12 protein-coding genes, 16 tRNA genes and 3 rRNA genes are annotated in these 23,561 nt (G+C 40.7%); 29 read left to right on the top strand and 2 right to left on the bottom strand.

The window, feature by feature from the left end; translation table 11 throughout:
• Window positions 1-15: 15 nt before the first annotated feature.
• Entirely contained in the window at window positions 16-1,212 is a 1,197-nt protein-coding gene (locus tag IGJ27_RS04175; RefSeq protein ID WP_178306085.1) for a multidrug efflux MFS transporter, read from the top strand.
• Window positions 1,213-1,484: 272 nt separating this feature from the next.
• Here the strand turns inward: IGJ27_RS04175 and IGJ27_RS04180 are convergent, their stop codons facing one another.
• Complete coding sequence (locus tag IGJ27_RS04180; protein WP_010719643.1) at window positions 1,485-1,673, bottom strand: YjzD family protein; 189 nt, start codon at window positions 1,671-1,673, stop codon at window positions 1,485-1,487.
• Window positions 1,674-1,897: 224 nt separating this feature from the next.
• Between IGJ27_RS04180 and dnaE the strand changes: the two genes are divergently transcribed.
• The 3 genes from dnaE to pyk all read left to right on the top strand — a co-directional run bounded on the left by dnaE (window position 1,898) and on the right by pyk (window position 8,247).
• On the top strand, window positions 1,898-5,212 hold the full coding sequence (gene dnaE, locus IGJ27_RS04185; protein WP_178306084.1) for a DNA polymerase III subunit alpha: 3,315 nt from the start codon (window positions 1,898-1,900) through the stop codon (window positions 5,210-5,212).
• Between the two features lie 167 nt (window positions 5,213-5,379).
• Window positions 5,380-6,342 carry a 6-phosphofructokinase gene (pfkA, locus tag IGJ27_RS04190; RefSeq protein WP_010719641.1) on the top strand — a complete coding sequence of 321 codons (963 nt, stop codon included), beginning with the start codon at window positions 5,380-5,382 and terminating at the stop codon, window positions 6,340-6,342.
• 120 nt (window positions 6,343-6,462) lie between these two features.
• Complete coding sequence (pyk, locus tag IGJ27_RS04195) at window positions 6,463-8,247, top strand: pyruvate kinase (RefSeq protein WP_010719640.1); 1,785 nt, start codon at window positions 6,463-6,465, stop codon at window positions 8,245-8,247.
• A gap of 255 nt (window positions 8,248-8,502) precedes the next feature.
• Here pyk and IGJ27_RS04200 read toward each other — a convergent pair whose 3' ends face one another.
• Window positions 8,503-9,405 carry a LysR family transcriptional regulator gene (locus IGJ27_RS04200; RefSeq protein WP_438791690.1) on the bottom strand — a complete coding sequence of 301 codons (903 nt, stop codon included), beginning with the start codon at window positions 9,403-9,405 and terminating at the stop codon, window positions 8,503-8,505.
• A 505-nt stretch (window positions 9,406-9,910) separates the two neighbouring features.
• Here IGJ27_RS04200 and IGJ27_RS04205 point away from each other — a divergent pair.
• The 25 genes from IGJ27_RS04205 (at window position 9,911) to IGJ27_RS04325 (ending at window position 23,551) form a co-directional block, all read left to right on the top strand.
• Window positions 9,911-10,480, top strand: coding sequence for a YceD family protein (locus IGJ27_RS04205; RefSeq protein ID WP_010719638.1), 570 nt, complete (start codon window positions 9,911-9,913; stop codon window positions 10,478-10,480).
• Window positions 10,481-10,536: 56 nt separating this feature from the next.
• Window positions 10,537-10,716, top strand: a complete 180-nt coding sequence (gene rpmF, locus IGJ27_RS04210) for a 50S ribosomal protein L32 (RefSeq protein ID WP_010719637.1) — start codon at window positions 10,537-10,539, stop codon at window positions 10,714-10,716.
• Between the two features lie 209 nt (window positions 10,717-10,925).
• A complete protein-coding gene (gene gndA, locus IGJ27_RS04215; protein ID WP_010738115.1) occupies window positions 10,926-12,347 on the top strand; it encodes an NADP-dependent phosphogluconate dehydrogenase in 1,422 nt (473 codons plus the stop codon).
• A 187-nt stretch (window positions 12,348-12,534) separates the two neighbouring features.
• Complete coding sequence (locus IGJ27_RS04220; protein ID WP_005875038.1) at window positions 12,535-13,221, top strand: response regulator transcription factor; 687 nt, start codon at window positions 12,535-12,537, stop codon at window positions 13,219-13,221.
• On the top strand, window positions 13,218-14,717 hold the full coding sequence (locus tag IGJ27_RS04225; RefSeq protein WP_010719635.1) for a HAMP domain-containing sensor histidine kinase: 1,500 nt from the start codon (window positions 13,218-13,220) through the stop codon (window positions 14,715-14,717). Before IGJ27_RS04220 ends, IGJ27_RS04225 begins: the two co-directional genes overlap by 4 nt.
• 666 nt (window positions 14,718-15,383) lie before the next feature.
• Window positions 15,384-16,943 (top strand): 16S ribosomal RNA (locus IGJ27_RS04230).
• 78 nt (window positions 16,944-17,021) lie between these two features.
• Window positions 17,022-17,094, top strand: a tRNA-Ala gene (locus IGJ27_RS04235).
• 179 nt (window positions 17,095-17,273) lie between these two features.
• Window positions 17,274-20,187, top strand: a 23S ribosomal RNA gene (locus IGJ27_RS04240).
• Between the two features lie 92 nt (window positions 20,188-20,279).
• A 5S ribosomal RNA gene (rrf, locus tag IGJ27_RS04245) occupies window positions 20,280-20,395 on the top strand.
• Together the 16S, 23S and 5S rRNA genes with 16 tRNA genes alongside form the textbook arrangement of a ribosomal RNA operon.
• A gap of 66 nt (window positions 20,396-20,461) precedes the next feature.
• Window positions 20,462-20,535: transfer RNA gene (locus IGJ27_RS04250), tRNA-Asn, on the top strand.
• A gap of 40 nt (window positions 20,536-20,575) precedes the next feature.
• Window positions 20,576-20,664 (top strand) — tRNA-Ser (locus tag IGJ27_RS04255).
• Between the two features lie 12 nt (window positions 20,665-20,676).
• Window positions 20,677-20,748: transfer RNA gene (locus tag IGJ27_RS04260), tRNA-Glu, on the top strand.
• Between the two features lie 13 nt (window positions 20,749-20,761).
• Window positions 20,762-20,834, top strand: a tRNA-Val gene (locus tag IGJ27_RS04265).
• A gap of 9 nt (window positions 20,835-20,843) precedes the next feature.
• Window positions 20,844-20,916, top strand: a tRNA-Asp gene (locus IGJ27_RS04270).
• Between the two features lie 33 nt (window positions 20,917-20,949).
• Window positions 20,950-21,025, top strand: a tRNA-Phe gene (locus IGJ27_RS04275).
• Between the two features lies 1 nt (window position 21,026).
• Window positions 21,027-21,107 (top strand) — tRNA-Tyr (locus tag IGJ27_RS04280).
• Window positions 21,108-21,113: 6 nt separating this feature from the next.
• Window positions 21,114-21,187, top strand: a tRNA-Trp gene (locus tag IGJ27_RS04285).
• 2 nt (window positions 21,188-21,189) lie between these two features.
• Window positions 21,190-21,262, top strand: a tRNA-His gene (locus tag IGJ27_RS04290).
• Window positions 21,263-21,271: 9 nt separating this feature from the next.
• A tRNA-Gln gene (locus IGJ27_RS04295) sits at window positions 21,272-21,343 on the top strand.
• A 37-nt stretch (window positions 21,344-21,380) separates the two neighbouring features.
• A tRNA-Cys gene (locus tag IGJ27_RS04300) sits at window positions 21,381-21,451 on the top strand.
• Between the two features lie 21 nt (window positions 21,452-21,472).
• A tRNA-Leu gene (locus IGJ27_RS04305) sits at window positions 21,473-21,557 on the top strand.
• A 61-nt stretch (window positions 21,558-21,618) separates the two neighbouring features.
• A tRNA-His gene (locus IGJ27_RS04310) sits at window positions 21,619-21,691 on the top strand.
• 9 nt (window positions 21,692-21,700) lie between these two features.
• Window positions 21,701-21,772 (top strand) — tRNA-Gln (locus IGJ27_RS04315).
• A gap of 9 nt (window positions 21,773-21,781) precedes the next feature.
• Window positions 21,782-21,866 (top strand) — tRNA-Leu (locus tag IGJ27_RS04320).
• Between the two features lie 707 nt (window positions 21,867-22,573).
• Entirely contained in the window at window positions 22,574-23,551 is a 978-nt protein-coding gene (locus tag IGJ27_RS04325; RefSeq protein ID WP_178306082.1) for a family 43 glycosylhydrolase, read from the top strand.
• Window positions 23,552-23,561: the final 10 nt, after the last annotated feature.

Raw genomic sequence — 23,561 nt, forward strand, 5'->3', positions numbered from 1 at the left:
AAATGAGGATGATCAATGAAGATACAATGGAAGAAAAATTTATTCGTGGCTTGGATCGGCTGCTTTTTTACAGGGGCTAGTTTTAGTTTAGTTATGCCATTTATTCCTGTATATGTAGAACAATTGGGTACACCAAGTGATCAAGTTGAGTTGTTTTCCGGTCTAGCGATATCTGTTACTGCCTTTGCTTCAGCTATCGTAGCGCCAATATGGGGGAATTTGGCAGATCGTAAAGGACGAAAGCTCATGATGATCCGAGCTGCCGCAGGGATGACGGTAACGATGGGATCGTTGGCCTTTGTTCCCAATGCGTATTGGTTACTGGTCATGCGTTTTTTAAATGGCATTTTATCAGGTTATATTCCTAACGCGACTGCGATGATTGCTTCACAAGCGCCAAAAGAAAAAAGTGGTTGGGCATTAGGAACTTTATCGACTGGAGCGATTGCCGGCAGTTTGATCGGGCCATCTATGGGAGGTGCGCTGGCACAGTGGTTTGGTATGGAGAATGTTTTCTTGATTACTGGGGTATTATTACTTGTAACAACACTTTTAACCATTTTCTTGGTAAAAGAAGATTTTCAACCAGTAGAAAAAAATGATATGATCAGTACAAAAGAAATCTTTGCCAAAATGGATCATTTATCCATTCTGATCGGATTATTTGTGACCACTTTGATTCTTCAAATTGGTATCACAACTATCAGTCCTATTTTGACCTTATATATTCGTGAGCTAAGCGGGAATTCAGGAAATATTTTATTTGTTAGTGGGTTAATCGTTTCGGTTTCAGGTGTGTCTGCAGTTTTTTCATCTCCTAAACTAGGGAAATTAGGGGATAAAATAGGGAACCAAAAAGTACTGCTTGCAGGGCTAACCTTATCTTTTTGTTGCTACTTGCCCATGGCTATTGTAGCGACCCCTTTACAGTTGGGGATCTTACGGTTTGTTCTTGGTTTTTCAACGGGAGCGTTAATGCCATCCATCAATACACTCATCAGTAAGATCACGCCGCCAGAAGGAGTGAGTCGAATCTATAGTTACAATCAAATGTGTAGTAATTTTGGACAAGTCTTTGGACCGATGGTGGGCTCGACGGTTGCGCATGCCTTTAACTATCGCGCAGTGTTCATTGCTACAAGCCTCTTTGTTTTATCTAATATCTTATTATCTTTATTTAACTTCAGAAAAGTTCTTCGACAACGCTTCTGATCAGATGATGAAAAGATCGTGTGTCGCTTTCGTTAAAACCTCGCAACTCCGATGACACTAGGGAAGAATTTGTTGAAATAACCGCTCATGTTTTGAGAAATTCAGGCTTATTTCAAGGAACAACAATTATTCATTTTTGCGCATGATAAAGAGCCCGGGACGACCTTTTGTCCCAGGCTTAACTTTTCCACTCCAAAAAGTTAATGGAAAGCGAAATGATTTTATCAAAATACATAAAAAGGATGAGACTGCGTCCCACCCTCATTTGGCTTTTATGAATGTGATGAGGCTTCTTTTCTAGGAGTTGCCAATGCACCAAGTAAAATGACAACAACGCCTGCAACCAATGAAATAATCGTTGTTAAAGTAAAATCATAGCCACCGCTTGTAAGAGCCCCACCAATGTAACCTACGACTTGACCTAAGACAAATGACCAAAATAATGTGACGATATATCGCATAAAGAACACCTCTTTTCTAAGCTTAGTTTACCAGAATTTTGCTGAATGTAAAGAAAGCTAGTTGTAAAAAAACAAGTTTTATGATTTAACCAGTCCATGTGATAAAATAATAAAAATGCAAATCAAAGAGAATGATTACAAATGCGTTGTCGTTTATCCTATATTCATAGTAGATAAATGAACGCATTGATTAATTGTCTAACTATACAAAAGGTGGAATGACCATGTTTTTCCCACAATTATATACAAAAACCTCCTATTCGCTGTTGCAAAGCACGATCAGGATCCAAGATTATGTCCAAAAGGCAAAAGCACTAGGTTATACAGTCCTAGGAATAACTGATCAAGATGTACTGTATGGAATACCTGAGTTTTATCAAACATGTATCAAAGAAGGAATAAAGCCAATTGTCGGCATGCTCCTTACTTATACTTATGAGTCCCAAGCTTTTGATTTATTGGTATATGCTAAAGATGGCGTTGGCTACCAGCAATTGATGAAGCTGTCGAGTAAAAAAATGATTCAAGAAAGTCTCGCATTATCAGAATTTACGGAATCAGATCATTTGATTTTCGTCGTTCCTCCCCAACATTCTGTGGTAGCTGAATTTAATCAAACGGAGACCTTTACTGCCCATTGGCAAGCACTCAAAGAAAAAGTAGGTCGACAAGATTTTTATGTTGGAATCACTGAAAGTTTCTCAGAACTACCAAGTGGTTGGGTAACGTTCTTAGCAGAAAACAATTATTCCTTATGTGCATTACAACCTATTGCCAGCTTAAGACAAGAAGAACTGTTTGCGCTTGAGACGATGAAACATCTTCGAGCTGGGAGCCAACTTTCTGTGGAAGCAATCAACCAACAAAAGATAGAAACGAAAACAGGTTTTTTACTTGCTGAAAATGAAATGATCCAACGGTTTAATGAAGCACAGTTGGTTGATGCGCTAGAGGGTGCGCAACGTTTAGTTCAATCGGTTTCCTTTGAATTTCAATTTCATCAAAAGCTGCTACCTCATTACCCAGTACCAGATCAGAAAAGTGCTGGTCAGTACCTTGATGAATTGTGCCACGCAAAATTAGCAGAGCGAGTCGAAGAAATCACTCCTAAATATCAAGAGCGTCTAGCATATGAGTTGTCGATTATCCATCAAATGGGCTTTGATGATTATTTCTTGATTGTGTGGGACGTCATGGCGTTTGCTCATCGAGAAAAAATCGTGACTGGCGCTGGACGAGGATCAGCGGCTGGTTCATTAGTTGCATATATCTTGGAGATCACCGATGTCGATCCGTTGCAATATGATTTGCTTTTTGAGCGTTTCTTAAACCCAGAACGTTATACGATGCCAGATATCGATTTGGATATCCCTGATAATCGTAGAGAAGAAGTCTTGAATTATGTCAGAGAAAAATATGGACAATACCATATGGCGCAAATTGCAACGTTTGGGACGATGGCGGCTAAGATGGTGTTAAGGGACGTGGCTCGTGTCTTTGGTTTATCACAAAGCGAAGCCAATCGATGGTCAAAGGCGATCCCTAATCAGTTGAAAATTACCTTACCCGAAGCATATCGGACATCGAAACCCTTAGTGGAGTTAGTTCAGTTAAGTGAAAAAAATCAATTACTATTTAAAACAGCTTCGATTTTAGAAGGATTGCCTCGACATGTCTCGACTCACGCAGCGGGTGTTGTGATCAGTGATAAGAATCTATTAGATCTGGTTCCATTACAAAAAGGATCAGATGAAGCATTTTTAACTCAATATACGATGAATGACGTGGAAGCGATCGGACTACTCAAAATGGATTTTTTAGGATTGCGAAATCTTTCGATCATTGATTACGCATTGAAAGCTATTAAAAAAGTAGAAAAGAAAGAAATTCGATTGAAACAAATTCCTTTAAATGATCCTAAGACACTTTTTCTCTTTCAACAAGGAGATACTACAGGGGTTTTCCAATTTGAATCTGCAGGTATTCGCAATGTTTTACGCCGATTAGGACCAGAAACAATTGAAGATATTGCGGCAGTCAATGCGTTATATCGTCCAGGACCAATGCAAAATATCGATACGTTTATTTCCCGCAAAAAAGGAAAAGAAACGATCCATTATCCTGATGACTCCTTAATGCCTATTTTAAAAAACACATATGGTGTCATCGTGTATCAGGAACAGATTATGCAAATCGCTGCAAAGATGGCTGGTTTTTCTTTGGGCCAATCGGATATTTTGCGTCGAGCAATCAGTAAAAAGAAAAAAGAAGTGATTGACAAAGAGCGGGAACACTTTGTCAGTGGGGCAGTAAGTCAGGGCTATTCGAAAGAAAAAGCGGTCGAAGTCTATGACTATATCGAACGTTTTGCCAATTATGGTTTCAATCGCTCGCATGCGTTTGCTTATTCATTTGTTGGGTTCCAAATGGCGTACCTCAAAGCCCACCATCCAGGCGCATTTTTTGTTAGTTTACTAAATTCGGTTCGACACAATACGACCAAATTAAAAGAATACATCGCTGAGGCAAGAAAGAAAAAATTAAAACTAGCAGCACCTTCCATTAATCAGAGCTATTATGGCTTTGAGCTGATCAATCCAGAAGAGATTCGTTTTGGTCTAACTGCGATCAAAGGTGTCCGAAAAGACTTCATTGAGGATATCTTAAAAGATCGAAAAGAAAATGGCGCTTATCAATCAGTAGATCAATTCTTGATTCGTTTAGATAAACGCTGGCTAAAATTAGAGTTGATCCAGTCATTAGTAGCAGTAGGCGTATTTGATGAATTGGCACCGAATCGAAAACAATTGATGCTCGATTTAGAAGGAAAAATACAAAACATTATTTATAGTGGTGGAAGCTTAGATCTCCTAGGGATCATGGCTTTAAAAGAAGAAGAAGTGGCTGACTATTCTTTAGAAGAAAAGCTGCAATTGGAAGAGGAATATTTAGGCGTTTATCTTTCCGGTCACCCAACAGAAGGCTATGAACGCTTGAAATTAGCTAAAAAAATCCGGTTAATTACTGAAGTTATTCCGAAACAAACAGTCAGTGTATTAGTGATGGTTAAAAATATCCGTGAGATCAGAACTAAAAAAGGGGAGTTGATGGCTTTTGTTGAAGGAACAGATATCAGTGGAGAAATCACGATCACTGTATTCCCCAAATCCTATCGACAATTTCGTTCATTGTTTGAGTTGAATAAAGTGATCTTTGTTCAAGGACGAACAGAAACGAGTAAATACAACCAAGAGTTGCAATTGATTGGCGAAAATTTTGCTGATCCTGTAGAATTAGAAGAACAATATCAAGATCAGACTTGCTACTTACGAATCAAAGAAGAATTTGATGATCCGCAAACGATGAAACAATTGCAAACTATTTTTCAGAAACATTCTGGGTACATTCCAGTCGTGATGTACCATGAAAAGAATCAACGGAAAGTAGTGCTGGCAGAAGCTTATTGGGTCGATGGAAGTAAGAGCTTGAAGAGTCAATTAGCTTACTTGCTCCAACCAGAAAATGTTGTTTTCAAATAACTTACGGTAAAATATACTATTTGCTTTCATTTTTTTTCATTTTTTTATCAGTAAATCAAGACAATTGCTAAAAATAATGTTAGAATGTTAGTCGTGGTTAACGCAAAGAAGGTTATTAACCTAAGCATTGCTTAGGATAAAGTATTTTAATGAGGTGAATGATTATTATGAAACGCATTGGAATTTTGACCAGTGGCGGAGACGCACCTGGAATGAATGCTGCTATTCGTGCCGTTGTTCGTAAAGGGATTTATGAAGGGCTCGAAGTATATGGAATCAACTATGGATTTGCTGGATTAGTTGCAGGAGATATTCGTCGTCTAGATGTTGCAGATGTGGGTGATAAAATCCAACGTGGTGGGACATTCTTGTACTCTGCACGTTACCCTGAATTTGCGACTGAAGAAGGTCAATTAAAAGGGATCGAACAATTGAAAAAATTCGGTATCGAAGGTTTAGTTGTTATCGGTGGAGATGGCTCTTACCATGGAGCAATGGCATTGACAAGACGTGGATTTCCAGCTGTTGGTGTTCCAGGAACGATTGACAACGATATTCCAGGAACTGATTTCACAATCGGTTTTGATACAGCAATCAACACAGTTTTAGAATCAATCGACCGTATTCGTGATACAGCAACTTCACACGTTCGTACGTTTGTTATTGAAGTAATGGGACGTAACGCTGGCGATATCGCATTATGGTCAGGTGTTGCCGGTGGCGCAGATGAAATTATCATTCCTGAACATGATTTTGATATGGCATCTGTGGCTAAAAAAATCCAAGAAGGCCGCGATCGTGGTAAAAAACATTGCTTGATCATCTTAGCAGAAGGCGTAATGGGCGGAAATGAATTTGCCGAAAAACTTTCTGAATATGGTGATTACCATACACGTGTATCCATTTTAGGACACGTAGTACGTGGTGGCTCACCTAGCGCACGTGACCGTGTGTTAGCAAGCAAATTTGGTGCTTATGCTGTTGACTTGCTTCGTGCAGGTAAAGGTGGACTATGTGTGGGTATCCGCGACAATGAAATGGTCGCTGCAGATATCATCGAAACACTAGAAAGCAACAAACACAAACCAGACTTATCACTTTATGACTTAAATAACTCACTTTCATTCTAAGATTGAAAGCCTGTTATTTGAAATTTAAGCTATAGTTAAAAATAGGTATAGCTTGTTATCTTTGTATTTAGGCTTTAACCAGCTTTAAATAAACAAAATTGAATGGGAGAGTTTTGTAAAATGAAAAAAACCAAAATCGTTAGTACATTAGGACCAGCAAGTAATTCAGTAGAAACTATTTCTAAATTGATTGAATCTGGGGCAAATGTCTTCCGCTTTAACTTTTCACATGGTGATCATGAAGAACAATTATCACGTATGACAATGGTCCGTGAAGCAGTTAAAAAAACAGGTAAAGATGTAGGTATCCTTTTAGATACAAAAGGTGCTGAAATTCGTACAACTGTTCAAGGCACAACTGAAGCTGATTTTGGTCGTGCAGGATACATCAAATTTGAAGTAGGAGATAAAACTCGTATCTCAATGGATCCTGAACATGTAGGTTCAAAAGAAAAAATCGCTGTTACTTACCCTGGACTATTTGAAGACGTTCATGTAGGTGGACACATTTTATTCGATGATGGCTTGATCGATATGGAAATCATTGAAAAAGACGAAGCAACTCGTGAATTAGTTGTAGAAGTGAAGAATGCTGGAATGCTAGGATCTCGTAAAGGGGTTAATGCACCAGGCGTTTCAATCAGCTTACCAGGGATTACTCCTAAAGATGCAGATGATATTCGTTTTGGTCTAGATAACGATATCGACTTTATCGCTGCAAGTTTTGTACGTAAAGCGCAAGACGTTTTAGATATTCGTGAAATTTTAGAAGAAAAAGATATGACACACGTTCAAATCTTCCCTAAAATTGAATCACAAGAAGGAATCGACAACATCGACGAAATCATCAAAGTTTCTGATGGTGTAATGATCGCTCGTGGTGACATGGGTGTTGAAATTCCTGCCGAATTAGTTCCAATGGTTCAAAAACGTATTATCAAAAAATGTAATGCAGCTGGTATCCCAGTAATCACAGCAACACAAATGTTGGAATCAATGCAAGAAAACCCACGTCCAACACGTGCAGAAGCTTCTGACGTTGCCAATGCCGTATTTGACGGAACTGATGCAACAATGTTATCAGGAGAATCAGCAAACGGTGACTACCCTGTAGAAGCTGTTGCAACAATGGCTCGTATTGACCAACAAGCTGAAAATGCATTATCAGAATTAGGTACTTTCCAATTAAACGAATTTGATAAAACTGATGTGACTGAAACAATCGGTCTATCTGTAGCACGCGCTGCTAAAAACTTAGGCGTTAAAACAATCGTAGCTGCAACTGAATCTGGTTATACAGCTAAAATGATCTCAAAATACCGTCCAGATGCTGACATCTTGGCTGTTACTTTTGACGAACGTACAAAACGTGGTTTGATGCTTAACTGGGGTGTTTACCCAACAGTTGCTGAAAAACCAACAACAACTGACGAAATGTTTGAATTAGCTGCTCAAAAAGCAGTTGACTTAGGCTTTGCTTCAGAAGGCGATTTGATCTTGATCACTGCTGGTGTACCAGTTGGTGAACGTGGAACAACTAACGTAATGAAAATTCAAATGATTGGTTCAAAATTATTAGAAGCTCAAGGCGTTGGTCAAAAATCAGTCGTTGCAAATGCAGTTGTTGCTTCATCAGCTGAAGAAGCAATCAAAAAAGCAAAAGACGGCATGGTTTTAGTTGTTCCAACAACTGATAAAGAATATATGCCTGCAATTGAAAAAGCAGCAGCAGTTATCGTTGAAGAAGGCGGATTGACTTCACACGCAGCAGTTGTAGGAATTGCACAAGACATTCCTGTAATCGTTGGTGCACAAGATGCAACTTCAACAATCACTGATGGCGAGTTAGTAACTGTAGACTCACGTCGTGGTATTGTATACCGTGGCGAAACAACAGCAATCTAATTGGCTTCGCTGATTATCAAAAAAGGATAAGACCTAGGTCTTATCCTTTTTTTGTTGATTTTTAGAGGGATCATGAGACAACATTCATTGTGGCAGAATGATCGTTCTAGTGTTTAGTCTACGGGTTTAAAACGAAATTTTTCTGATGTTACCTAAGGTGTCAATTAGAGAGGACCAGCAGACTACCGTCCAATCATAATTTATTGTTTATTCAAAAGTGTTAATTATTATTCATTTCTATTAATAGCCATTCAATTAAGAGTTGTTCTTCTTTTGAGTTTTCATAAATTGTTGGATGACCTCAACCACATTTTCTTGTAAAGGAGTCGGGATTTGCTGAGTACGCTTAGCGAGTGAAATCAGAAAGTGCGGCTGAAGCTGATCGGAAAGTGGGATCGATACGAGATGATCTTCAGGGTGAATAGCAATTTCAGTTAAAAAACCAATCCCGATATTTTCTCGAATCATGCTTTTCAATATGGCTAAGTCATTGCTTTGGTAAACAACTTTAGGTTCAATATGTGCCTGTTTAGCTAACTTTTTAAAAGCTGCAGGATGAACATAATGCTCGTTCAATAAAACGAATTGTTCAGCTGTTAGGTCGCTAAAAGAAATCGTTTGTCGGTCAGCGAAAGGATGAGTAGGAGCAACGACAATCATGAATCGCTTGTCTAAAAGTAATTCGATCTCTAATTTTTGATCGATAATTGGTTGGGTGGAGCCTAGGATCGCTAAATCGATTCTTCCTTGGTGGATCATGCCATACAAATCTCTCGAGTCACCATCTGTAATCTCAATTTGGTCCATTAGCTGAGATTTAATAAAATAACTGGATAATTTCGGAAAATATTCATTGCCAATGATTGGTGGCATTCCAAATCGTAATTTCTTTTTCTGTAATTGCGTAATCTCTGCTTTTGCCATCTTGATCTCTTGCAAGATAGATTGTGCATGGATAAATAACTGTTTGCCAGCAGGGGTAATCACTAATTCGTGGTGTGAACGATCTCTCGTGATAAGAACTGCGTCAAGTTCTTTTTCCAGGCGCTTAAGTGCGTAAGTGATCGTCGGTTGACTAACTTGAAAGTACTTGGCTACCTTGGTAAAATTCTTTTGCTTGACGATTTGAACATAATATTCGATATCTCGTGTGTTCATAACAAGCGTCTGCTCCTTTTTCTTATAAATATTGTTTATTGTAGTTCATCTTGAATACTTGAGCAAATAGAAACCATCAAGTATGTAAGCCACAGAACAACTTGTAGAAGAATTTAGCCGGATAAACTATCAAAACTGCTGTTTTTATACCGTTAGTTATCATTCTTGGTTAGTAAAAATCGTTCTTCTGTAGGAATGATCGAATGTTATTCTAAAAATCATCAGTTAATTTTTGGGGTAAACATATAGTTTACGAAACAATAAGGAAAAAAAGTCAAAATTTACAGAGAGTCTTTCACGTAATAGAGAAAAAGTTTAGTTAAAAAAATGGATTCTCTATTTGTTGCGAGTTGCCATGGAAATTTGTTCGTAAATAAAAATAAGACAACATAACGAATAAATAAAAAAAATGTTTTTTAATGAAGTGTAAGGTGTCAAGAAAATTTCATTGACAAGGACCTTTTTGCCCTGTATAATTGCTTTTGTTGCTTAGGAGTGATGAAAAATGAAATGGTCCTTACTCGAATTGAGAAAATACCAAGAGACACCGTTAACATTTCATGAGACCCTTGATCTTAAAGCGGAACTCATGGAGCGAGACAATTTAATACTAGATGTTGCGCCTGTTGCAGTCCAAGGGTTAGTCTCAGTTGATAAAAAAGGCTATCTGGTTCATTACACTGTGCAGACGACTCTGACTGTTCCATCTACGCGTTCTTTAGAACCGGTTGAATTACCGATGGACTTTGCTGTTGACGAATTGTTTATGACAAAAGAACAATATCAACTCAGAGATGACCAATTGTCTGCAGAAGAGATTTTGTTAATCGAAGATGCAAAACTTGACCTGACAGAATCAATTGAAGACAACATTTTATTGGCAATTCCGATGCGCGTATTAACTGAGGAAGAAGAACTCGCAACTGACCTACCGAAAGGAACAGATTGGGAAGTCGTTTCCGAAGAAGAATATGAGCGTAGAAAATCAGAAGATGCCAAGACAAAAGTAGATCCTCGTCTTGCAAAATTATCGGAACTTTTTGATGAACCATCAAATGAAGATGATAAAGCGTAAGATTGGAATATATTGCATCAATTAAGGTGCAAGACTTTACAAGGAGGTGTAGCAAAATGGCAGTACCAGCTAGAAGAACATCAAAAGCTAAAAAAGCAAAACGTCGTACACACTACAAATTGACAATCAAAGGTTTAAACGAATGTGCAAACTGTGGTGAAATGAAAAAAAGCCATCACGTATGTGCAAATTGTGGTTACTACGATGGTAAGGACGTAATGTCTAAAGAAGCTTAATACATTTTAATTAGAAAATGTAAAAACCTCAAGGCTAACCATGGAGCCTTGAGGTTTATTTTTTTGTGATACTTTAAAACTTTCCTAGCTCGTCCATTAATATTAAAACAACGTCATAAAAATATATGCTTCTTTGGTTTGCAATAGTGCCATGTTAAGCTATAATGATAGAGATTAGGGAGAACATCCCATATGTAGGAGGAGTTCATATGTCAAAACAACAAATCGGCGTTGTCGGTATGGCCGTAATGGGTAAAAACTTAGCCCTTAATATTGAAAGTCGTGGGTATTCAGTTGCCCTCTTTAACCGTACTGGATCAAAGACAACTGCTGTGGTGGAAGAACACCCAGACAAAAAATTTAAAGCAACTTATTCAATCGAAGAATTTGTCGATTCGATCGAAAAACCACGTCGAATCCTTCTAATGGTAAAGGCTGGTCCGGCAACGGATGCAACCATCCAAGAATTACTTCCGCATTTAGATAAAGGAGATATTTTAATCGATGGAGGAAATACTTTCTTCAAAGACACGATTCGTCGGAATGAAGAACTAGCTAACTCTGGTATCAACTTTATCGGCACAGGTGTATCAGGTGGGGAAGAAGGAGCCTTAAAAGGACCTTCAATCATGCCTGGAGGGCAAAAAGAAGCCTATGAATTGGTTGCACCAATCTTAGAGCAAATCTCTGCTAAAGCAGAAGACGGGGCCCCTTGTGTGACTTACATCGGTCCTAATGGTGCTGGTCATTATGTCAAAATGGTTCATAACGGCATCGAATATGGCGATATGCAATTGATTGCAGAATCTTATGACTTGATGAAAAACATTTTAGGCTTATCAGTTGAAGAGATGGCTGACATCTTTAAAGAATGGAATCAAGGTGAGTTAGATAGTTACTTGATTGAGATTACTGCAGATATTCTAACAAGAAAAGATGATGAAGGGACTGGTAAACCAATCGTTGACGTCATCATGGACGCTGCTGGTAACAAAGGAACAGGGAAATGGACGAGCCAAAGTGCGTTAGACCTGGGTGTTCCTTTACCATTGATCACAGAATCAGTTTTTGCCCGCTACATTTCAGCATACAAAGATGAACGTGTCCGAGCAAGCAAAGTGCTAACCCGCACGAATGAGTTTTCATTTACTGGAGATAAAAAAGAGTTAATCGAAAAAATCCGTGAAGCATTGTACTTCAGCAAAATTATGAGTTATGCTCAAGGTTTTGCTCAATTACGTGTTGCATCTAAAGAATATGGTTGGGATCTGCCATTTGGTGAAATTGCTAAGATCTGGCGCGCTGGGTGTATCATTCGTGCTCGTTTCTTACAAAAAATCACTGATGCTTATGACAAGGATTCTGATATCGAAAATCTTTTATTAGATGATTATTTTGTCGACATCACCAATAAATACCAACAAGCAGTAAGAGATGTAGTCGCACTAGCTGTCCAAGCAGGCGTTCCAGTACCAACTTTTTCTTCTGCGATTGCTTATTTCGATTCTTATAGAGCAGAACGCTTACCGGCAAATATTATCCAAGCGCAACGTGATTATTTTGGTGCGCACACCTATGAACGGGTAGATAAAGAAGGAATCTTCCATTATTCATGGTATCATGAAGAGTAATCTTTTCGCTTCTTGAAGATGAAGAAAAATAAAAGATGACATGAGAGCTGGAGTCAACTGAAAAGAGAAGACTTCAGCTCTTTTTAAAAATTGTTATCCATGATAAAATGGTTATAGATTTTTAAGTAGATTATCGGTATAATAATAGAGTTTTGAAAAGCCCGTAGAATAGAAAGGAAAAAAATTGATGAGTAATATTCTAATCATTGAAGATGAGAAAAACTTAGCTCGGTTTGTCGAGTTAGAATTAAAGCATGAAGGCTACAATGCAGAAGTACATTACAATGGCCGTACAGGATTAGATGCAGCGTTAAACAATGAATGGGATGCTATTTTATTAGACTTGATGTTACCAGAATTAAATGGACTAGAAGTATGCCGTCGTGTCCGTCAAGTTAAAAATACACCAATCATTATGATGACTGCTAGAGACTCAGTAATCGATCGTGTCTCAGGATTAGATCATGGTGCAGATGACTATATCGTTAAACCTTTTGCGATTGAAGAATTATTAGCTCGTTTACGTGCCTTATTACGTCGTATCGACATTGAAGGAGACAAGAATGTAGCGAAACAAACAACGATCACCTATCGTGACCTAACGATCGAAAAAGAAAATCGTGTCGTACGACGCGGCAGTGAAGTCATTGAGTTAACAAAACGTGAATATGAATTGTTACTTACTTTGATGGAAAATGTAAATGTTGTATTAGCCCGTGATGTTTTACTAAACAAAGTATGGGGATACGAAACAGAAGTCGAAACGAATGTTGTGGATGTCTATATTCGTTATCTTCGTAATAAAATTGATGTTCCTGGAGAAGAAAGTTATATCCAAACTGTCCGTGGAACAGGCTATGTGATGCGCTCGTGATAAAACCGAAAAATTCTGAAAAAAGAGAACTTAAAGGTCCCTCCTTGACAATCAAGTGGGCCTTTGCAAGTTCTTTCTTTATATTCGTTGTTTTTACCATTTTTGCGGTCATTACGTATAAGTCTTCAATCAATCTAATCGTGGCAAAAGAGCGAAACAATGACGAACGAACGATCTCAGAAGTCGCTTCACGATTAGCCAATGCAAATGAAGAGCTGACATTAGTCAACACTTACCGCAACTTAACAAATGCAGAAAATAATACGAGCATCAGTGACACATCAATCATTGAAGGGAATTTGATGAAAATCGATTCGTTCATTTCAGAATTAGGACAATCTTCAATGGATCTATATGTCTATAACTTAGATGAAAAATTAATTTTTAAAACGCATGAAAAAGATCGTTCATTGATCCAAACAACTAGAAAAGTGCCAACGATCGTCACGTTAGATGGCAAAACTGGTTTTCTTTCTGTCCAGCCGATCTATTCTAAAGAAACGAGAGAAAAGATTGGTTATGCTCAAAGTTTTTATGAACTTTCATCTTTTTATGATATTCGGAACAAGTTATTATTGACACTCATCGTATTAGAAGTTGTTTCCTTGATTTTAAGTAGTATACTCGGGTTTTTCTTATCCTCTTATTTCTTAAAACCATTAAAGGTCTTACGAGACACGATGGATACGATTCGTAAAGACCCACAATCAGATATTCATATGCCGGAAATCGATACGAATGATGAACTAGCTGATCTTGCTGAAATCTTCAATGAGATGCTTGATCGCATGCGTCTTTATATTGAACAGCAAGAACAATTTGTGGAAGACGTTTCTCATGAATTAAGAACTCCAGTAGCAATCATTGAGGGACACTTGAGTTTATTGAATCGTTGGGGGAAAGATGATCCTGAAATCTTAGAAGAATCACTAGCTGCAAGCATGCAGGAAATTAGCCGAATGAAGAGTTTGGTTCAGGAAATGCTTGATCTTTCCAGAGCAGAACAAGTGGATATGCATTATGCGAATGAAACGACATTAGCGAAAGAAGTCACTTACCAGGTTTACAATAACTTCAAAATACTATATCCAGATTATGTCATTACTTTAGATGACGATTTAGCAAAAGAAGTGACTCTGCAAATTTATCGTAACCACTTTGAACAGCTAATCATTATTATTTTGGATAATGCAGTGAAGTATTCAACCAATCGAAAAGAAGTGCATATTTCGATTTCTTCTACATTGAGCGAATTTGAAATTGCGATTCAAGACTTTGGAGAAGGCATACCACAAGAAGACCTTAATAAGATTTTCAATCGCTTTTATCGTGTCGACAAAGCCAGAGCACGAACAAAAGGTGGTAATGGGTTAGGCTTATCCATCGCTAAGCAATTGGTTGAAAATTATAAAGGGAGAATCAATGCAGAAAGTGTCGTTGGGCAGGGTACCATTTTTAGGATCTTTATTCCGATTGTAAAAGAAGAAAACAAGTAAAGGGGGTTAACTTTACTTGTTTTTTTTATTCAAAAAACAAACAATATAGGGAAGTGCTCGAATTTATAAAAAACGTAAATACGCGGAACCGAACTTTTGTATCTGAATTGGTGTTAAACGCGCTGAAAAAACTATAAAAAAACGTCAAAATACTAATTATCGAGAGGAATATTCGCTTTTAAAAATTATAGTGAAAAATATGTTTTTTTCTATTGCATTTTTCGACAGTCCTTGATATATTATTATTTGTTCTGATAAAGCGTGATGAATTTCACTTTAAAATTTGTTGAAAAAACATATTGACGATGAAAAATCACCATGTTATAATAACGAAGTCGCTTGATTAAGAAGTGACGAAAAGATTGAAATATCAATGAAAAAAGTTGTTGACAAATAACAATTTAAATGATATGATAATCAAGTCGTTAAGAACACGGCAAACAACTCAGTCAAAAAAACTTGAAAAAAGTTATTGACAAAACCTTAAGAAAATGTTAAGATATAAGAGTTGTTGAAAGAAAAATGTAGACCTTTGAAAACTGAACAAAGCAAAGACAAACCAAATGTGTAGGGCGTCTTGATTGATTCAAGACAACAAACATTTTTAACAAGCAAGCAATATGCTAGCAAACAATTGAGCTTAACAATCGTAAGATTGTTCGAACTTTTTATGAGAGTTTGATCCTGGCTCAGGACGAACGCTGGCGGCGTGCCTAATACATGCAAGTCGAACGCTTCTTTTTCCACCGGAGTTTGCTCCACCGGAAAAAGAGGAGTGGCGAACGGGTGAGTAACACGTGGGTAACCTGCCCATCAGAAGGGGATAACACTTGGAAACAGGTGCTAATACCGTATAACAATCGAAACCGCATGGTTTTGATTTGAAAGGCGCTTTCGGGTGTCGCTGATGGATGGACCCGCGGTGCATTAGCTAGTTGGTGAGGTAACGGCTCACCAAGGCGACGATGCATAGCCGACCTGAGAGGGTGATCGGCCACATTGGGACTGAGACACGGCCCAAACTCCTACGGGAGGCAGCAGTAGGGAATCTTCGGCAATGGACGAAAGTCTGACCGAGCAACGCCGCGTGAGTGAAGAAGGTTTTCGGATCGTAAAACTCTGTTGTTAGAGAAGAACAAGGATGAGAGTAACTGTTCATCCCTTGACGGTATCTAACCAGAAAGCCACGGCTAACTACGTGCCAGCAGCCGCGGTAATACGTAGGTGGCAAGCGTTGTCCGGATTTATTGGGCGTAAAGCGAGCGCAGGCGGTTTCTTAAGTCTGATGTGAAAGCCCCCGGCTCAACCGGGGAGGGTCATTGGAAACTGGGAGACTTGAGTGCAGAAGAGGAGAGTGGAATTCCATGTGTAGCGGTGAAATGCGTAGATATATGGAGGAACACCAGTGGCGAAGGCGGCTCTCTGGTCTGTAACTGACGCTGAGGCTCGAAAGCGTGGGGAGCAAACAGGATTAGATACCCTGGTAGTCCACGCCGTAAACGATGAGTGCTAAGTGTTGGAGGGTTTCCGCCCTTCAGTGCTGCAGCTAACGCATTAAGCACTCCGCCTGGGGAGTACGACCGCAAGGTTGAAACTCAAAGGAATTGACGGGGGCCCGCACAAGCGGTGGAGCATGTGGTTTAATTCGAAGCAACGCGAAGAACCTTACCAGGTCTTGACATCCTTTGACCACTCTAGAGATAGAGCTTCCCCTTCGGGGGCAAAGTGACAGGTGGTGCATGGTTGTCGTCAGCTCGTGTCGTGAGATGTTGGGTTAAGTCCCGCAACGAGCGCAACCCTTATTGTTAGTTGCCATCATTTAGTTGGGCACTCTAGCAAGACTGCCGGTGACAAACCGGAGGAAGGTGGGGATGACGTCAAATCATCATGCCCCTTATGACCTGGGCTACACACGTGCTACAATGGGAAGTACAACGAGTCGCAAAGTCGCGAGGCTAAGCTAATCTCTTAAAGCTTCTCTCAGTTCGGATTGTAGGCTGCAACTCGCCTACATGAAGCCGGAATCGCTAGTAATCGCGGATCAGCACGCCGCGGTGAATACGTTCCCGGGCCTTGTACACACCGCCCGTCACACCACGAGAGTTTGTAACACCCGAAGTCGGTGAGGTAACCTTTTGGAGCCAGCCGCCTAAGGTGGGATAGATGATTGGGGTGAAGTCGTAACAAGGTAGCCGTATCGGAAGGTGCGGCTGGATCACCTCCTTTCTAAGGAATATTACGGAGACTACACTGTTTGTTTTATACTTTGTTCAGTTTTGAGAGGTCTACTCTCAAAAATAAATCGGGGCCTTAGCTCAGCTGGGAGAGCGCCTGCTTTGCACGCAGGAGGTCAGCGGTTCGATCCCGCTAGGCTCCATTAACAACATTAGTTGTTAAAACATTTTGTTCATTGAAAACTGGATATTTGAAGTAAATTAGTAATACAAACCGAGAACACCGCGTTGAATGAGTTTTTTAATAAGTTCAATTGCTTATTTTCTTGATCGGACTTCTATCGCTAGAAGAAAGATCAAAACCCAACCGCAAGGTTGATAAGGTTAAGTGAATAAGGGCGCACGGTGGATGCCTTGGCACTAGGAGCCGATGAAGGACGGGACTAACACCGATATGCTTTGGGGAGCTGTACGTAAGCTATGATCCAGAGATTTCCGAATGGGGGAACCCAGCATCTTTTATAGGATGTTACGTTTGCGTGAATACATAGCGCATTCGAGGTAGACGCAGAGAACTGAAACATCTAAGTACCTGCAGGAAGAGAAAGAAAATTCGATTCCCTGAGTAGCGGCGAGCGAAACGGGAAAAGCCCAAACCAATGAGCTTGCTCATTGGGGTTGTAGGACTCCAATATGGTAGTTCTTTCAGATAGTCGAATGACTTGGAAAAGTCAGTCAAAGAGGGTAAAAACCCCGTAGATGAAATTTGGAAGGCACCTAGGAGGATCCTGAGTACGGCGGAACACGAGGAATTCCGTCGGAATCCGGGAGGACCATCTCCCAAGGCTAAATACTCCCTAGTGACCGATAGTGAACCAGTACCGTGAGGGAAAGGTGAAAAGCACCCCGGAAGGGGAGTGAAATAGAACCTGAAACCGTGTGCCTACAACAAGTCAAAGCCCGTTAATGGGTGATGGCGTGCCTTTTGTAGAATGAACCGGCGAGTTACGATTGCATGCGAGGTTAAGTTGAAGAGACGGAGCCGCAGCGAAAGCGAGTCTGAATAGGGCGTTTGAGTATGTAGTCGTAGACCCGAAACCATGTGATCTACCCATGTCCAGGTTGAAGGTGCGGTAAAACGCACTGGAGGACCGAACCCACGTACGTTGAAAAGTGCGGGGATGAGGTGTGGGTAGCGGAGAAATTCCAAACGAACTTGGAGATAGCTGGTTCTCTCCGAAATAGCTTTAGGGCTAGCCTCGGAATTGAGAATGATGGAGGTAGAGCACTGTTTGGACTAGGGGCCCATCTCGGGTTACCGAATTCAGATAAACTCCGAATGCCATTCATTCATATCCGGGAGTCAGACTGTGAGTGATAAGATCCATAGTCGAAAGGGAAACAGCCCAGACCACCAGCTAAGGTCCCAAAATATATGTTAAGTGGAAAAGGATGTGGGGTTGCACAGACAACTAGGATGTTGGCTTAGAAGCAGCCACCATTTAAAGAGTGCGTAATAGCTCACTAGTCGAGTGACCCTGCGCCGAAAATGTACCGGGGCTAAACATATTACCGAAGCTGTGGAGTACACCTTTAGGTGTATTGGTAGGAGAGCGTTCTAAGGGCGTTGAAGGCAGATCGTGAGGACTGCTGGAGCGCTTAGAAGTGAGAATGCCGGTATGAGTAGCGAAAGACAGGTGAGAATCCTGTCCACCGAATGACTAAGGTTTCCTGGGGAAGGCTCGTCCGCCCAGGGTTAGTCGGGACCTAAGCCGAGGCCGACAGGCGTAGGCGATGGACAACAGGTTGATATTCCTGTACTCGTTGTTTTTGTTTGAGCAATGGAGGGACGCAGGAGGCTAAGGAATGCAGACGATTGGAAATGTCTGTCTAAGCAGTAAGTCTTGATAGGAGTCAAATGCTTCTGTCTGTACGGACAAGCTGTGATGGGGAGGGAAATAATAGTACCGAAGTTCCTGATGTCACACTGCCGAGAAAAGCTTCTAGTGAGAAAACAACGACCCGTACCGCAAACCGACACAGGTAGTCGAGGAGAGAATCCTAAGGTGAGCGAGAGAACTCTCGTTAAGGAACTCGGCAAAATGACCCCGTAACTTCGGGAGAAGGGGTGCTGATCTAAGATCAGCCGCAGTGAATAGGCCCAAGCGACTGTTTATCAAAAACACAGGTCTCTGCAAAATCGTAAGATGAAGTATAGGGGCTGACGCCTGCCCGGTGCTGGAAGGTTAAGAGGAGTGCTTAGCGTATGCGAAGGTACGAATTGAAGCCCCAGTAAACGGCGGCCGTAACTATAACGGTCCTAAGGTAGCGAAATTCCTTGTCGGGTAAGTTCCGACCCGCACGAAAGGCGTAACGATTTGGGCACTGTCTCAACGAGAGACTCGGTGAAATTTTAGTACCTGTGAAGATGCAGGTTACCCGCGACAGGACGGAAAGACCCCATGGAGCTTTACTGTAGTTTGATATTGAGTGTCTGTACCGCATGTACAGGATAGGTAGGAGCCGTAGAAATCGGAACGCTAGTTTCGATGGAGGCGCTGGTGGGATACTACCCCTGCGTTATGGCCACTCTAACCCGCACCACTGATCGTGGTGGGAGACAGTGTCAGATGGGCAGTTTGACTGGGGCGGTCGCCTCCTAAAAGGTAACGGAGGCGCCCAAAGGTTCCCTCAGAATGGTTGGAAATCATTCGAAGAGTGTAAAGGCAGAAGGGAGCTTGACTGCGAGACCAACAAGTCGAGCAGGGACGAAAGTCGGGCTTAGTGATCCGGTGGTTCCGCATGGAAGGGCCATCGCTCAACGGATAAAAGCTACCCTGGGGATAACAGGCTTATCTCCCCCAAGAGTCCACATCGACGGGGAGGTTTGGCACCTCGATGTCGGCTCGTCGCATCCTGGGGCTGTAGTCGGTCCCAAGGGTTGGGCTGTTCGCCCATTAAAGCGGCACGCGAGCTGGGTTCAGAACGTCGTGAGACAGTTCGGTCCCTATCCGTCGCGGGCGTTGGAAATTTGAGAGGAGCTGTCCTTAGTACGAGAGGACCGGGATGGACTTACCGCTGGTGTACCAGTTGTTCTGCCAAGGGCATTGCTGGGTAGCTATGTAGGGAAGGGATAAACGCTGAAAGCATCTAAGTGTGAAGCCCACCTCAAGATGAGATTTCCCATTTCTTTAAGAAAGTAAGATCCCTGAGAGATGATCAGGTAGATAGGTCAGGAGTGGAAGTACAGTGATGTATGGAGCGGACTGATACTAATCGATCGAGGACTTAACCACATTGGTAAAGAAAAAACTCGGTAGAGTTTACGAAATACTTCAAATCCAGTTTTGAGTGAGCAAAAGCAAACTCAATAATGATAACACCACAGTGTGGTGGCGATAGCGAGAAGGATACACCTGTAACCATGCCGAACACAGAAGTTAAGCTTCTTAGCGCCGATTGTAGTGAGGGGTTGCCCCTTGTGAGAGTAGGACGTCGCCACGCGGTTTATATAAACCCCCATAAGATTATCTTATGTGTGTGTTCGTTGTAAAAAACGAACAAGGTGATTCCGGCATAGCTCAGTTGGTAGTAGCGCATGACTGTTAATCATGATGTCGTAGGTTCGAGTCCTACTGCCGGAGTTCTCATTTATGAGAAAGAGTAATGAGCTTCTTTCACTCTGGAGAGTTGTCCGAGAGGCCGAAGGAGCATGATTGGAAATCATGTAGATGGTTCACGCTGTCTCAAGGGTTCGAATCCCTTACTCTCCGTAGCATTTTCCTGGCCCGTTGGTCAAGCGGTTAAGACACCGCCCTTTCACGGCGGTAACACGGGTTCGAGTCCCGTACGGGTCATTAATTGAAAAATGGAGGTTTAGCTCAGCTGGGAGAGCATCTGCCTTACAAGCAGAGGGTCAGCGGTTCGATCCCGTTAACCTCCATAATGAACTGGTTCCGTGGTGTAGGGGTTAACATGCCTGCCTGTCACGCAGGAGATCGCGGGTTCGATTCCCGTCGGAACCGTCATTCTTTTTCAATTAATACATTTTAAAATTTGGCGCGGTAGCTCAGTTGGTAGAGCAACGGATTGAAGCTCCGTGTGTCGGCAGTTCGATTCTGTCCCGCGCCACCATGGAGGAGTAGCGAAGTGGCTAAACGCGACGGACTGTAAATCCGTTCCTTAGGGTTCAGTGGTTCGAATCCACTCTCCTCCATTACATAGGGGCATAGTTTAAAGGTAGAACAGCGGTCTCCAAAACCGTTAGTGTGGGTTCAATTCCTGCTGCCCCTGCCATGGCGAATGTGGCGAAGTGGTTAACGCACCGGATTGTGGCTCCGGCATTCGTGGGTTCGATTCCCATCATTCGCCCTTCTTTATTGGGGTATAGCCAAGCGGTAAGGCAAGGGACTTTGACTCCCTCATGCGTTGGTTCGAATCCAGCTACCCCAGTTCTATAATTTCATTTATAGATTGAAAATAGTATAATGGCGGTATAGCCAAGTGGTAAGGCAGAGGTCTGCAAAACCTTCATCACCGGTTCAAATCCGGTTACCGCCTTAGTACTAATAAAATCAACTTGCCGGCGTGGCGGAATTGGCAGACGCGCTGGACTCAAAATCCAGTGCCCGTTAAGGGCGTGCCGGTTCGACCCCGGCCGCCGGTATTGACTAAGATGTACTCATCTTAGTTTTTTATTGAGAAATAAAATAACATTGTTTATAATGGCGAATGTGGCGAAGTGGTTAACGCACCGGATTGTGGCTCCGGCATTCGTGGGTTCGATTCCCATCATTCGCCCTTTCTTATTGGGGTATAGCCAAGCGGTAAGGCAAGGGACTTTGACTCCCTCATGCGTTGGTTCGAATCCAGCTACCCCAGTTTTTTTACGCCGGCGTGGCGGAATTGGCAGACGCGCTGGACTCAAAATCCAGTGCCCGTTAAGGGCGTGCCGGTTCGACCCCGGCCGCCGGTATCATAATGAACCCCTAATGTGTCTTACATTAGGGGTTTTCTTTTTGGTCTCTTTGTTAAATGATGTTGATAAAGAGAAATCTTAGAATCATTTGGACAGAAAGAAGAAAATTTCTTTCTGTTCTTTTTATTTAATTAAAATAGTTTTACCTTGACAGATAATGATCCGTCGTTTAAAAGGATAAAAATTTCGAAAACTCTAAGCAGAATAACTGTATCAGAGAAGATTTTTAGTCTGAGTCAGAAACCTTTTAAACGTTTGTAAAGTTGTTGCACAGGTTTCCGGTAGATGGCTGATTTCTCTGCTTAAACAATATTCTTCGAAATAGATAGTTAGGTCTAGAATAATTAGGGTATCTTTAACAAGCTGTGTATAAGACATTGTGAACCCACTTATGAATTGGTTCATTAAATTAATTCTAAAGGATTTCAAGGTGTCTTTTTTGTACTTTTAAATCATAAAAAGATGTTGGCAAATTTTACCAATATTAAAAAGTATAGAGCCGATTACTTTCAAAAGAATTAGATTTAAATTATAGAAGGAAGTATATCAGTATATTCTTTTTTTATAGAATGAAATAGAAAAATGAACGAAAATAATCGTAGAATATGATAAGAAAGTAAAGTTAATATGACATTGTGAACAATTTCTGAAAGCGTTATATTAGTGTTGTTCAAGACATACTAAATAAATAAGGGGGATAAAGTATGTGTCAAGAGATAAAGTCGGGTCAACCATGGTTTGACACAGATGGTAATCGGATTCAAGCGCATGGTGGTAGTGTAATTTACGTGAATGGACTTTATTATTTCTATGGTGAGAATAAAGAGAACACCAAAGTTGGCTCTGGTATTTGGCACAATGGAGTCAATTGTTATTCATCAGAGGATTTGGTTAATTGGAAATTTGAGGGGACTATTTTAAAGTCATCTAATGATTTAGGAAATCCGTTACATCCATCAAGAATCATGGATCGCCCACATATCATTTATAATAAAAAAAATGATGAATTTGTTATGTGGGTGAAACTTGTAGGAACTGACGAAAATCCAAGAGATTGGAACTACCAATATATGGGAGTAGCTACTTCCAAATCAATAACAGGAGAGTTCAAAATTGTTAATAAACTGATTCCATTGGACATGAGCAGTGGCGATTTTGACTTATTCGTAGATGACGATGAAAAAGCATACTTAGTCTTTGGTAAGGTTCATACAGAAATAGTAATAGCTGATTTAACTGACAATTATCTAGATTTAACAGGTAAATACACAACTCATTTACATTTTTATGGACCGCCGATTGCAAGAGAAGCACCTGCTGTATTTAAGAAGGATAATGAATATTTTATGATTACCTCTGGAACGACAGGTTACTATCCAAATTCATCGTTAGCAGCGAAAGCATCTAATATACATGGTCCATGGTATATAACAGGTGATCCGTGTATAAATGACAATGAGAAAAATTCTTTTAATTCACAAATAAGTAGTGTATTTAAAGTACCAAATAAGGAGTTGTACATCGCAATAGGCGATCGTTGGGTTGTTGACCTGACGAAAAAAATTGAGAAAAGTTCATGGAACATAGATACAAGCATTTCAGAATATGTCTGGCTACCTATTGACTTAAGTAGTGGAATACCACAAATAATTTGGCATCCACACTGGAATCCGAATAAATAGAGAAGGGGAG

Source organism: Enterococcus sp. DIV1726a (genome assembly GCF_051710985.1).
Taxonomy (GTDB): domain Bacteria; phylum Bacillota; class Bacilli; order Lactobacillales; family Enterococcaceae; genus Enterococcus_B; species Enterococcus_B hirae.